This window comes from Natronospirillum operosum (genome assembly GCF_004768465.1).
Classification (GTDB): Bacteria; Pseudomonadota; Gammaproteobacteria; order Pseudomonadales; family Natronospirillaceae; genus Natronospirillum; species Natronospirillum operosum.
Genome location: NZ_SRMF01000008.1, coordinates 15459 through 27624 on the forward strand (window position 1 = coordinate 15459; position 12166 = coordinate 27624).

Sequence of the window (12166 nt, forward strand, 5' to 3'; positions counted from 1 at the left end):
GTGTTGCATTCAAAACATCTTGAGAGGCACAGCATGACTGATCTGAAACTCCTTATTGGCGGCCAATCTGCTTTGGGCACGAAGAAGAAAACATTCACCCGGGCTAATCCTCTGTCCGAAAAAATGGTCACGACTGCCGTGGCGGCCAATGGAGAGGACGCCAAAAGTGCCGTGTTGGCAGCAGACAAGGCGTTTGCCAACTGGTCGAAAACAGGCCCCAGTCAGCGCCGGGCCGTGTTGCTGAAAGCGGCCGAACTGATGGAAGCCCGCCAGGGTGATTTCATTGAACGCATGGTGGCGGAAACCGGCGCTACGCCAGCCTGGTCCGGCTTCAACTGCATGGTGGCCGCCGGCATGCTGCGTGAGGCGGCGTCGCTGACCACACAGGTTCAAGGCAGCGTGATTCCCTCGGATGTGCCCGACAACATGGCCATGGGTGTGCGGGTTCCCTGCGGTGTGGTGCTGGGCATCGCACCTTGGAATGCACCGGTCATCCTGGGTACTCGCGCCATCGCCACGCCTCTGGCGTGCGGCAATACCGTGATTCTCAAGGCCTCCGAGCAGTGCCCGGCAACACATCACCTGATCGCTGAAGTGCTCCATGACGCCGGGCTGAACAACGGCGAGGTCAACTGCATTACCAACGCCCCGGATGACGCCGCCGAAGTGGTCAACTCACTCATCGAGGCCCCGGCGGTCCGTCGCGTCAATTTCACCGGTTCCACCGGTATTGGCAAATTGATTGCGCAGAAAGCCGCCGAGCACCTGAAGCCGGCGCTGCTGGAACTGGGTGGCAAGGCGCCGTTGCTGGTGCTGGATGATGCCAACCTGGACGATGCGGTGGCGGCCACTGCCTTCGGCGCCTTCTTCCATCAGGGCCAGATCTGCATGTCCACTGAGCGGGTGATTGTGGACGAGAAAGTAGCCGACGAATTTGTGGAGAAGCTTACCGCCAAGGTGAAGACCCTGAAAGCGGGTGATCCAACGGACGAATCCAACCACCTGGGTACCCTGATCAGCCGAGAATCCGGCGAGAAGCAGAACGCTCTGGTCAAGGATGCTACCCGCCTGGGGGCCCGTGTCACCACCGGGGGTGAGGCCGACGGCGTCATCATGCAGCCCACCGTGGTAGACGGCGTAACGGAAAGAATGCGCCTGTACACCGAAGAGTCGTTCGGACCCCTGCTGACAGTGATCCGCGCCAGGAGCGACGAAGATGCGCTGCGCCTGGCCAATGACACCGAATACGGGCTGTCGGCCGCCGTGTTCAGCCAAGACATTGCGCGGGCCATGAAGGTGAGTCAGCAGATCCAGTCAGGCATCTGTCACATCAACGCTCCCACGGTACACGACGAACCCCAGATGCCCTTTGGCGGTGTGAAAGCCAGTGGTTATGGCCGTTTTGGCGGACGTGCCGGCATCGAGGAATTTACCGAGCTGCGCTGGATGACAATACAGATGGGGCCGCGCCATTATCCGATTTGATCGGTTTAACACGGACATTGATACGGTGCTGAGCGCCCATCAATGGCCGCACGACAAACGTAAAACAACAACGAAAAGGTGACTACCATGCCCTTCAAGCCCAACAAACTGTGTTTATCCCTTGCCGTCGGGGCGCTGACCCTGACCTGTGCCGCTGCCAATGCCCAGGCTGACTTGCGCTTTGCCAGCTGGTTGCCCGACAGTCATCCCCTGTCCACTGGCGGCTTTGAAGCCTGGATGGAATCCATCACCGAGGCCACAGACGGGTCGGTGACCTTTACGCTGTACCCCGCACAGCAACTGGGTGCGGCGGAAGATCACCATGATATGGCACGTGACGGAATCTCGGACATTTCCTTTACCAACCTCAGCTACACCACGGGTCGTTTCCCCATTTCCGGGGCCGCTGAAATTCCGTTTGTGGTCTCCGACCCCATCGCCGCCTCCGGTGTCTACCACGACTGGTACCAGGAGCAAGGCGCTCATGAGGTGACCGGAGCCAAGGTGTGCATGCTGTTCCTGCAACCCACGGGGGCCATCCACATGAGTGGTGAGCGTGTTGTCATGCCGGAGGATCTGTCCGGCCTGAACATGCGGCCACCCAATGGCATTGTGGGCACCATGTTCAACAGCCTGGGGGCCAGTAACGTTCAGGTGTCCGCGCCCGAGTCCCGTGAGGCCATTGCCCGTGGTGTGGCCGATGGCATCGGCTTCCCCTGGGATAGCCTGAATACCTTCGGTATCAATGATGTGGTGGATTACCACCTGGATGTGCCTCTGTACGTCAATGTGTTCGGCCTGATCATGAATCAGAACACCTATGACAGCCTGTCTCCTGAAGACCAGGCTGTTATGGACGAGCATTGCAGCGCTGAATGGTCCAGCCGGTTGATCGGCGACTGGAACGCGGCGGGCGCCGAAGCACGTCAGGGCTTCATCGATAACCCGGACCACGAAGTCTACACGCCCGACGACTCCGAAGTGTCTGCCTGGGTGGATGCCGCCAGCGAACTCCAGGCTTCCTGGGCTGAGGATGTACGCGCCAACGGCGGTGATCCTGATGCCCTTTGGGAAGATCTGACGGATCGTCTGCGGGCAGTTGATGCCCTGTACGGCGACTAACTGACGTCCGCCGGACCAGCCAGCTTCGCCTGGCTGGCCTCACTTCCAATGAGGCACTTTCAATCATGTCATTCACAAAGTTGCTCAACGGGTTTGCAACCTGGGTAGAGCGCATCGCCAGTGTCTTTCTGGCAGCAGTAACCTCGCTGGTATTTGTGTCTGCAGCAGCCCGCTATCTGTGGGGCGCACCCATTCTTGATGCCCATGCGTTTGCCAGCCTGATGTTGGGCGTGGCGCTGCTGTGGGGATTGTCCAGCGCCTCCTGGCGCGACGAACACATATCGGTAGACCTGCTGTATATGGGTTTCCCGCCGGCGATGAAACGCATTGTGGATATTCTGGGCCAGATGCTGATTCTGATTTTTGTCGGTCTGTTCTGCTGGATGCTGCTCAAGCATGTGGGTTCCGTGCGTGATGCCGGTCAGGTGACGGTGGACACCCGCACTGCGGTCTGGCCGTTCTACTTAATGGCCTGGCTGGGTGTTGCCGCCGCTGTGATGCTCATCGTGGCCCGTTTGTGGCTGCTGGTGTTCAATCCGGCCGGCTTGCCAGCCAAGAAAAGCATTGCCGATGAAGCCGCTGAAAACGCTGGAGAACCAAACTGATGGAACGTGATCTCATTGCGATTCTGGGCTTTATCGTCCTGTTTACCATGATCTTTTTGCGGGTGCCCGTGGGTATTGCCATGGGGCTGGTAGGGCTCGGTGGTTTTGCAGCCGTGGTCAGTGTCGACCCGGCCCTGGCGACTCTGGCCTCTTCGCCCATACGCACGGTCACCAATTACAACCTGAGCCTGATTCCCATGTTCATTCTCATGGGCGTGTTCGCTACCGCCACTGGCATGAGCCGGGAACTGTTCCGCGTGGGCCAGGCCTGGCTGGGGCGCTTCAAGGGTGGTATGGCCATGTCGACCCTGGCCGCCTGTGGGGGCTTTGCCGCCATCTGCGGGTCATCCGTGGCAACAGCCGCCACCATGACCAAGGTGGCCCTGCCCGAGATGCAACGCCAAGGTTACAGCAACAGTGTGGCATCTGGCGTTATTGCCTCCGGCGGCACCTTGGGGATTCTGATTCCGCCGTCCGTGGTGCTGGTGCTCTACGGGTTTCTCACCGAACAGGACATCGGCAAGCTGCTGGTGGCGGGGATTATCCCTGGCATTCTGGCCATTGGGGTGCAGATTGCCGTGATTCGCATCATCGCCTGGCGCAGGCCCGACTCCATGCCCCAGGGCGAACGCACGGACTGGCGTGAAAAGTTCAACTCCCTGCGCGGTGTGTGGGCGGTCATCCTGCTGTTCATGGCCGTGGTGGGTGGTATCTATCTGGGGGTAGTCACCCCCGTGGAAGCGGCCGCTCTGGGTGCCGTCTGTACCTTCATCATTGGCGTGGTACGTGGCCGCCTGGACTTCCCTACTACGGTGAAATGCCTGATCGAGGCGCTTAGAACCTCAGTGAGCATTTTCATGATCCTGGTTGGCGCCATGCTGTTCAGCTACTTCCTGGCGGTCACGCAGACCCCGCAGGCGCTTACCAGTTGGCTGGTGTCTCTGCCCATTGGGGACTACGGCGTCCTGCTGCTGATTCTGGCCGCGTTCATCATCATGGGCTGTGTGCTGGATCCCATGGCCATGATCATTCTCATGGTGCCCATCGTCTTCCCCGTGGTCCAGAGCCTGGGCTTTGACCCCATCTGGTTCGGCATCCTGGTCGTGGTGGCGGTGGAAATGGGCATGATCACCCCGCCCATAGGCATCAACTGCTTCATCATCCGGTCCGTGGCACCCAATGTGACCCTGGGCCAGGTCTACAAGGGCGTATTGCCCTTTGTCATGTCCGATTTTGTTCGCCTCGGCCTGCTGCTGCTCTTCCCGTGGCTGGTGCTGGTGTTACCCAACAGTATGTAATGGTGGTATGAATTATGACCGACACTTCGATTCGCGCATTTACCTATGAGTTGCTGAGAAAATACGGCATGACCACGATGTTCGGTAACCCCGGCTCCAACGAACTGCCGTTTCTGAAAAACTTTCCCAGTGACTTCCGTTACATTCTGGGCCTGCAGGAAGGCGTGGTCATGGGCATGGCCGACGGTTATGCTCTGGCCTCCGGGCAGCCAACCCTGGTGAACCTGCATGCCGCTGCCGGCACGGGCAACGCCATGGGGGCGCTGACCAATGCCTATTACTCCCAGAGCCCCCTGGTGGTCACCGCCGGCCAGCAGGCGCGGAACCTGATGGGGGTGGAAGCCATGCTCACCAATGTGGACGCCGCGCAACTGCCTCTGCCGCTGGTAAAGTGGAGCTTTGAACCGGCCGAGGCCTCCGACGTACCCAGAGCCATGAGTCAGGCCATTCACGAAGCGACGCTGCCAACACCGGGGCCAACCTATCTTTCCATTCCCTATAGTGACTGGGACGAGGAAACCGATGCCAATATGGACCATCTGTTGCAGCGGACCGTGGAGGTGGGCGCCGGACCGCACCCGGATCAGCTCAAAGACTGGGCCGATGTGCTGGCGCAGGCAGATAACCCGCTGCTGGTCCTGGGGCCGGAAGTGGACGCACAGCGCGCCAACAGCGATGCCGTGGAGCTGGCCAATGCTCTGGGCGCGCCGGTCTGGGTGGCACCGTCGGAGTCCCGCTGCCCCTTCCCCACCAATCATCCCGCTTTCCGCGGCGTGCTGCCGATTTCCATTCGGGAAATCCATGAGCATCTGGAAGGTCACGATGTCATCCTGGTGGCGGGGGCGCCGGTATTCCGCTATCACAAGAACCTCCCGGGTGATTACCTGCCCGCCGGTGCCCGTGTGCTGCACATCACCGGCGACCCGAGACAGGCGGCCCGGGCACCCTTTGGCGAAGCCCTGGTCACCAGTGTGAAACAGGGGCTGGCGGGCCTGGTGGACGCCCTGAATCTCTCCGGGCGTGCGCTGCCCGAGCCCGTGCCTCAGACCGAGCTGTCGCCGGATCCGCCCGGCGCCATGCATCCGGAAAACCTCTTCCATCTGTTGAACCGGCTAGCGCCGGACAATGTGTCCTATGTGAAAGAAGCCACGGCCACCAAGGAGGCCTTCTGGTCGCAAATCCACATGACCCAGCCCAACAGCTATTTCTTCCCGGCGGCTGGCGGTCTGGGCTTTGGCCTGCCCGCGGCCGTGGGCGTGCAACTGGCCATGCCCGAGCGACGTGTGGTGGCTGCCATCGGTGACGGATCCGCCAACTATGGCATCACCGCCCTTTGGTCAGCGGCCCAATACCAGGTGCCGGTGATATTCGTGATTCTCAAGAACGGTACCTATGGCGCGTTGCGCGGGTTTGCGTCCCTGCTGGGGGCCGAAGACTCACCCGGTCTGGATGTGCCCGATCTGGACTTCTGTGCCATCGCCAAAGGCTATGGTGTAGAAGCCGGTGCGGCCCACAACGCCGAGACTTTCGAGTATCTGTTCCAGCAGGCTATGGCGCAGAACAACCGACCCTTCCTGATCGAGGTGAGTACCACCTTTTAACGGGCCGCCCCAGAGTCAGTGGGCTTGTCGATCTGACCGAACAGGCGGGATACCAGCACCTCCGGCTCCGGTATGTTCATGGACCGTACCGCTTCCAGTACCGCCTGACAGAACCAGTGCTGGGCTGGAGAGCGGTTGGCGTGGATATGCCAGTAGAGGGACACATGGAAGTCGGGCACCTGAAAGGGCAATGATCGCACGGCCAGATCATGGCCGGCGGCAAACTGGTTGGCGATCTGGATGGGCAGGACGCTCATGAACCCACTGGTCATCAACAGGCTGGGCAGTATGGAAAAGTGCGGCACTTCCAGTGCCACTTTCCGTTGCACATTCATCTGGTGAAGGATGTCTTCGACCAGGCTGTGCCCGGACGCCCCGGACACGACCACCTGCTTGCGCTGTGAGAAGGTCTCCAGCGTCATGGGACCCTCTTCGAAGGTATCCGCGCGTGCCATGCAGACGTAGCGGTCACGGGCAATGGGCTGACGTTCCAGGCTGCGCAGTTCGATGGGACGACTGCAAATTACTGCATTCACCTGACCCGCCGTGAGCCACTCCGGCACGTCCTCGATCTGCAACGGTACGACCTCCAGCTCCAGGTCAGGTGCTGCACTTTGCAAGTGATTCAGAATGGTCGGCAGAAACACCATCTCACCCAGATCCGTCAGCGCCAGACGAAAGCGCATATTGCACTGCGCCGGGTCAAAATGATGCCGGCTGTTCAGGTGGGTCTCCAGCGTCTGCAGCGCCGCTTTCAGATCTGGATAGATCTGATGCGCCGTCATGGTGGGCGTCATGGCCTGGTGGCGTCGCACGAACAGCCGATCATCCAACTGGTCGCGCAAGCGCGACAAAGCATAGCTTACAGACGGCTGGGTCACATTCAGACGCCGGGCACACTGCGTCACGCTGCCGGTCTCATACAGCACAACGAACACCCGAATAAGGTTCAGATCTGGCAATGACATGGCGCGGCCTTTTGTTTTGTTTATTGTCACACCACACAGGCAGTTCGGGCAATGGGATGAGGAGCGCAGCCACACCAGAACAGATATTTCGGATATAGCCAGCCGCATGCGGGCTTTCTGACACCCACAAAAAAGCGGCCCGCAGGCCGCTTTTCAGAGGTGTCGAACGGTTCGACCTTACTTCTTGTACTTCCGGATCTGGGACAGCACCCGCAGCTGCGCCATGGCTTCTGCCAGGCGCGCCGCTGCCATCTCGTAGTCGGTGTCGTCGGGGCTGCCTTCGAGCAGCGCCTTCTTGGCCTGTTCGCGGGCCTTTTCGATGGCCGCTTCATCCAGCTCTTCACCACGCGTGATGGTATCAGCCAGCACGGTAATGGTATCGGGCTGGACTTCCAGGAAGCCACCGGACACGTACATGACCTCTTCTGTGCCACCCTGACGCACGATCTTGATCGGCCCGGCGTCAATGGTGGTCAGCAGCGGTGCGTGATTGGGCAGAATGCCGATCTCGCCCTGCGCAGCAGGGGCGACCAGCAGTTCCACCAGCCCGGAGAAGATCTCACCTTCGGCACTGACGATGTCGCAATGTACGCTCATTGCCATGATTGTCTCCTGGTGAGTGGTTTACTTCTTCTCACTGCTCTCGTAGGCCTCGATCACTTCCTGAATAGTACCCTTCATGTAGAAGTACTGCTCGGAAATGTGGTCGTACTCGCCCTTCAGAATACCCTGGAAGCCGGCAATAGTGTCTTTCAGTGACACATAGACACCCGGCGACCCGGTGAAGACCTCGGCCACGTGGAACGGCTGTGACAGGAAGCGCTGGATCTTGCGTGCCCGGGCGACAATCTGCTTGTCTTCGTCGGACAGTTCGTCCATACCCAGAATGGCAATGATGTCCTTCAGCTCGTTATAGCGCTGCAGCACCTGCTGGGTGTCACGGGCCACTTCATAGTGCTCCTGACCGATGACCAGCGGGTCCAACTGACGAGACGTCGAGTCGAGCGGGTCAACCGCCGGGTAGATACCCAGGGCGGCGATATCCCGGCTCAGTACCACGGTCGCATCCAGGTGGGCGAAGGTGGTCGCCGGCGACGGGTCGGTCAAGTCATCCGCCGGCACATAGACGGCCTGCACGGAGGTGATGGATCCCTTCTTGGTGGAAGTGATCCGCTCCTGCAGTTGACCCATCTCTTCGGCCAGCGTCGGCTGATAACCTACTGCGGAAGGCATACGACCCAGCAGTGCCGATACCTCGGTACCCGCCAGCGTATAACGATAGATGTTGTCGACAAAGAACAGGACGTCACGACCTTCGTCACGGAACTTTTCCGCCATGGTCAGGCCGGTCAGCGCCACACGCAGACGGTTGCCCGGCGGCTCGTTCATCTGGCCGTAAACCATCGCCACCTTGGATTCGGGCAGGTTCTCGAGCTGGATAACACCGGCTTCGGACATCTCGTGATAGAAGTCGTTACCTTCCCGAGTCCGCTCGCCCACACCCGCGAACACGGACAGACCGCTGTGCTCCCGCGCGATGTTGTTGATCAGCTCGAGCATGTTGACCGTCTTGCCCACACCGGCACCGCCGAACAGGCCGACTTTACCACCCTTGGCAAACGGGCAGATCAGGTCGATAACCTTGATACCGGTTTCCAGCAGTTCCTGGCTCTGCGACTGCTCGGCATAGCTGGGTGCATTCTGGTGAATGGACATGCGTTCCTGTTCACCGATCGGACCTCTTTCGTCGATCGGATCACCCAGCACGTCCATGATGCGGCCCAGAGTTGCAGTGCCGACCGGCACCATGATGGGCTCATTGGTGTTGTCCACAGCCAGGCCGCGGGTCAGGCCCTCGGAAGCACCCATGGCGATAGCCCGGACCACGCCGTCACCCAACTGCTGCTGAACTTCCAGCGTCAGGCCTTTTTCGGCCACTTTCAACGCGTCATACACCTTGGGTACGGAGTCGCGTGGAAATTCCACGTCGATGACAGCGCCGATGATCTGTACGATCTTTCCGCTACTCATTGCTATTTCCTCTCAATCCTGAATTCATCAGACCGCAGCCGCGCCGCTCACGATTTCCCCGAGCTCCTGGGTAATGGCTGCCTGGCGGGCCTTGTTGTAGACCAGCTCCAGCTCTTCCATCAGGTTACCGGCATTGTCGGTGGCGTTCTTCATGGCCATCATGCGCGCAGACTGCTCGCAGGCCAGGTTCTCAACCACTGCCTGGTACACCAGGGCCTCGATATAACGATCAAACATCTTGTCCAGCAGCTCGCGTGCATCGGGCTCATAGATGTAGTCCCACACATTGCTGCGTTTGGTACTGTCGTCGCCCGGCACCAGCGGCAGCAACTGCTCCACCCTGGGCACCTGCACCATGGTGTTGACGAACTCGTTGCCGACCAGGTAGATACGGTCAATTTCGCCTGCCGCATACTTGTCCAGCATGATCTGGGCAGTACCGATGATGTCTTTTACTTCAGGCCTGTCGCCCAGGCCGCTGGTCGCGCCAACGACAGGAATACCTGACTTGCGGAAGAAGCCGACGCCTTTCTTGCCGATGGCACAGACTTCGATTTCGACATTCTGGCCCTTCCACTCGAGTACCGACTTCAGTGCGGCCTTGAACATGTTCACGTTCAGACCACCGCAGAGACCGCGATCCGTCGACACAACGATATAACCGACACGCTGCACTTCCCGCTGTTCCAGGTAGGGGTGCGTGTAGTTGTAATCCGTATCTGCATTGGCCACATGGCCAATCACGGTGCGCATCCGCTCGGCGTAGGGTTTGGTGGCTTTCATGCGATCCTGCGCTTTGCGCGTTTTGCTCGCCGCCACCATTTCCATGGCCGAAGTGATCTTCTGTGTGTTCTTGATGCTCCCTATTTTGGAGCGAATCTCTTTTCCGGCTGCCATAACTTATGTCGCCTCAGTTGAAGCGGAGCCGCACGCCCGTGCGGCTCCGGCACATCAGTTTCGGGACGCCTTGAACTTCTCCAGGGCTTCCTTGAATGCAGACTGAACGGCATCATCAAACTTGCCGGTCTCGACAATTTCCTGCATCAGGTCGCCATGGTTCTCCTGCATGTATTCATGCAGTTCTGCTTCAAAGGCGCCAATGTCGCTGACTTCAACATCCTTCAGGTGGCCTTCGTTGGCCGCAAAGATCGAGATCGCCATCTGCGCAATGCTCAATGGCTTGTACTGAGCCTGCTTCATCAGCTCGGTGACACGCTCACCGTGCTGCAACTGGGCCTTGGTCGCTTCGTCCAGATCGGAAGCGAACTGGGAGAAGGCTGCCAGCTCACGATACTGCGCCAGCGCGGTACGGATACCACCGGACAGCTTCTTGACGATCTTGGCCTGGGCCGAACCACCCACCCGCGATACGGAGATACCCGCGTTCATCGCAGGACGAATACCGGAGTTGAACAGATCGGTTTCGAGGAAGATCTGACCATCGGTGATGGAGATAACGTTGGTCGGTACGAAAGCCGATACGTCGCCACCCTGAGTCTCGATGATCGGCAGCGCGGTCAGCGAACCGGTCTTGCCCTTCACTTCGCCATTGGTCAGCTTTTCCACTTCTTCGGCATTGATCCGGGAAGCGCGCTCGAGCAGACGTGAGTGCAGGTAGAAAACATCACCCGGATAGGCTTCACGGCCCGGCGGACGACGCAGCAGCAGGGAAATCTGGCGGTAGGCCCAGGCCTGCTTGGTCAGATCGTCAAAGACGATCAGGGCGTCTTCGCCGCGATCGCGGAAATACTCACCCATGGTGCAGCCGGCATACGGCGCCAGGAACTGCATGGAGGCGGGATCGGACGCCGAAGCGGCGACGATGATGGTGTGCTCCATCGCGCCATGCTCTTCCAGCTTGCGCACCACGTTGGCAATGGTGGACTGCTTCTGGCCGATCGCCACATAGACACACTTGATGCCGGTGCCTTTCTGGTTGATGATCGCATCGACAGCCAGCGCGGTCTTGCCGGTCTGACGGTCACCGATGATCAGCTCGCGCTGACCGCGACCGATCGGCACCATGGAGTCAACGGCCTTGTAGCCGGTCTGCAGGGGCTGGTCGACCGACTGGCGGGCAATAACGCCGGGCGCCACTTTTTCCAGCGCGTCGGTCTGCTTGTTGTTCAGGTCGCCCTTGCCGTCGATGGGGTTGCCCAGGCCGTCGAGTACACGACCCAGCAGTTCGGTGCCCACCGGCACTTCCAGGATGCGGCCGGTACAATGACATTTCTGGCCTTCGGCCAGGCTCTTGTAGTCACCCAGAACCACGGCACCGACAGAGTCGCGCTCCAGGTTCAGGGCCATACCAAAGAGACCGTCCTGGAAGGCGATCATTTCACCGTACATCACGTCAGCCAGGCCGTGCACACGCACGATACCGTCGGAAACGGAGACGATGGTGCCTTCATTCTTGGCTTCGGAAGTGACATCAAGCCCTTCTATGCGCTTGCGAATCACTTCACTGATTTCTGAAGGATTTAATTGCTGCATGCTGTTTCCCTCAATTAGGAATTCATCGCTTCTGCCAGTTTCACCAGCCGTCCGCGGGCCGAACCGTCGATGACAGTATCACCATAACGGATAATGGCACCGGCCTTCAGGGATTGATCCACCTCGGTGGAAATCGATACCTTGTGGCCAAGACGGGCGGTGAGTTTGTCTCGCAGGAGAGTGATCTGTTCATCGGTCAGTGCGAAGGCAGAGGAGATGGTTACGTCCGCCGTCTCTTCGGCCGCCAGACGCAGGGTCTCGAATTGCTCGAATACGGCGGGCATCAGAGTCAGACGGTTGTTTTCCGCCATCATCTGCAACAGGTTCTCACCCCCCTCGGCAATGTCTTCCCGGCAGAGATCTGCCAGTCGCCTGACCTTCTCCGCACTGCTCAGGCTGGCATTTTCAGCCAGGGCCTGCACGGCCGGCAGTGACAGGACGGTCGCCAGAGAACGCAACATGGCCGACCAGCCCGACAGGTTCTTACCCGCCTGGGCTGCGTCGAACGCTGCTTTCGCATAGGGTCGCGCCAATGTGCTCAGTTCCGCCATAGCGTCGCCCCC

General features: G+C 59.6%; 11 protein-coding genes. 5 read left to right on the top strand and 6 right to left on the bottom strand.

Annotation, left to right across the window (positions count from 1 at the left end):
* Positions 1–33 precede the first annotated feature (33 nt).
* The 5 genes from E4656_RS15630 to mdlC all read left to right on the top strand — a co-directional run bounded on the left by E4656_RS15630 (position 34) and on the right by mdlC (position 6111).
* Positions 34–1485 carry an aldehyde dehydrogenase gene (locus tag E4656_RS15630; RefSeq protein WP_135484242.1) on the top strand — a complete coding sequence of 484 codons (1452 nt, stop codon included), beginning with the start codon at positions 34–36 and terminating at the stop codon, positions 1483–1485.
* 87 nt (positions 1486–1572) lie between these two features.
* A complete protein-coding gene (locus E4656_RS15635; protein ID WP_135484243.1) occupies positions 1573–2607 on the top strand; it encodes a TRAP transporter substrate-binding protein in 1035 nt (344 codons plus the stop codon).
* A 65-nt stretch (positions 2608–2672) separates the two neighbouring features.
* The gene (locus E4656_RS15640; protein ID WP_135484244.1) at positions 2673–3212 is read left to right on the top strand and encodes a TRAP transporter small permease; all 540 of its coding nucleotides are present in this window, start codon (positions 2673–2675) and stop codon (positions 3210–3212) included.
* On the top strand, positions 3212–4510 hold the full coding sequence (locus E4656_RS15645) for a TRAP transporter large permease (RefSeq protein ID WP_205849242.1): 1299 nt from the start codon (positions 3212–3214) through the stop codon (positions 4508–4510). Before E4656_RS15640 ends, E4656_RS15645 begins: the two co-directional genes overlap by 1 nt.
* A gap of 14 nt (positions 4511–4524) precedes the next feature.
* Positions 4525–6111, top strand: coding sequence for a benzoylformate decarboxylase (gene mdlC / locus E4656_RS15650; RefSeq protein ID WP_135484246.1), 1587 nt, complete (start codon positions 4525–4527; stop codon positions 6109–6111).
* Here mdlC and E4656_RS15655 read toward each other — a convergent pair.
* The 6 genes from E4656_RS15655 to E4656_RS15680 form a co-directional block, all read right to left on the bottom strand.
* The gene (locus tag E4656_RS15655) at positions 6108–7079 is read right to left on the bottom strand and encodes a LysR family transcriptional regulator (RefSeq protein WP_135484247.1); all 972 of its coding nucleotides are present in this window, start codon (positions 7077–7079) and stop codon (positions 6108–6110) included. The genes mdlC and E4656_RS15655 overlap by 4 nt on opposite strands.
* Before the next feature lie 177 nt (positions 7080–7256).
* Complete coding sequence (locus tag E4656_RS15660) at positions 7257–7682, bottom strand: F0F1 ATP synthase subunit epsilon (RefSeq protein ID WP_135484248.1); 426 nt, start codon at positions 7680–7682, stop codon at positions 7257–7259.
* Between the two features lie 21 nt (positions 7683–7703).
* The gene (gene atpD, locus E4656_RS15665; protein WP_135484249.1) at positions 7704–9110 is read right to left on the bottom strand and encodes a F0F1 ATP synthase subunit beta; all 1407 of its coding nucleotides are present in this window, start codon (positions 9108–9110) and stop codon (positions 7704–7706) included.
* A gap of 27 nt (positions 9111–9137) precedes the next feature.
* Positions 9138–10007 carry a F0F1 ATP synthase subunit gamma gene (gene atpG, locus E4656_RS15670; protein WP_135484250.1) on the bottom strand — a complete coding sequence of 290 codons (870 nt, stop codon included), beginning with the start codon at positions 10005–10007 and terminating at the stop codon, positions 9138–9140.
* A gap of 54 nt (positions 10008–10061) precedes the next feature.
* Positions 10062–11603 (bottom strand): F0F1 ATP synthase subunit alpha, encoded by a 1542-nt coding sequence (gene atpA, locus E4656_RS15675; protein ID WP_135484251.1) that lies wholly within the window; start codon positions 11601–11603, stop codon positions 10062–10064.
* A 14-nt stretch (positions 11604–11617) separates the two neighbouring features.
* Positions 11618–12154, bottom strand: a complete 537-nt coding sequence (locus tag E4656_RS15680) for a F0F1 ATP synthase subunit delta (protein ID WP_135484252.1) — start codon at positions 12152–12154, stop codon at positions 11618–11620.
* Between the last annotated feature and the right edge of the window lie 12 nt (positions 12155–12166).

Excerpts from the sequence above, each read along its gene's own strand:
- E4656_RS15640 (WP_135484244.1), top strand. The coding sequence starts at position 2,673 with ATGTCATTCACAAAGTTGCTCAACGGGTTTGCAACCTGGGTAGAGCGC.
- atpD (WP_135484249.1), bottom strand. The coding sequence starts at position 9,110 with ATGAGTAGCGGAAAGATCGTACAGATCATCGGCGCTGTCATCGACGTG.
- E4656_RS15635 (WP_135484243.1), top strand. The coding sequence starts at position 1,573 with ATGCCCTTCAAGCCCAACAAACTGTGTTTATCCCTTGCCGTCGGGGCG.
- E4656_RS15655 (WP_135484247.1), bottom strand. The coding sequence starts at position 7,079 with ATGTCATTGCCAGATCTGAACCTTATTCGGGTGTTCGTTGTGCTGTAT.
- E4656_RS15660 (WP_135484248.1), bottom strand. The coding sequence starts at position 7,682 with ATGGCAATGAGCGTACATTGCGACATCGTCAGTGCCGAAGGTGAGATC.
- atpG (WP_135484250.1), bottom strand. The coding sequence starts at position 10,007 with ATGGCAGCCGGAAAAGAGATTCGCTCCAAAATAGGGAGCATCAAGAAC.
- atpA (WP_135484251.1), bottom strand. The coding sequence starts at position 11,603 with ATGCAGCAATTAAATCCTTCAGAAATCAGTGAAGTGATTCGCAAGCGC.
- E4656_RS15680 (WP_135484252.1), bottom strand. The coding sequence starts at position 12,154 with ATGGCGGAACTGAGCACATTGGCGCGACCCTATGCGAAAGCAGCGTTC.
- mdlC (WP_135484246.1), top strand. The coding sequence starts at position 4,525 with ATGACCGACACTTCGATTCGCGCATTTACCTATGAGTTGCTGAGAAAA.
- E4656_RS15630 (WP_135484242.1), top strand. The coding sequence starts at position 34 with ATGACTGATCTGAAACTCCTTATTGGCGGCCAATCTGCTTTGGGCACG.
- E4656_RS15645 (WP_205849242.1), top strand. The coding sequence starts at position 3,212 with ATGGAACGTGATCTCATTGCGATTCTGGGCTTTATCGTCCTGTTTACC.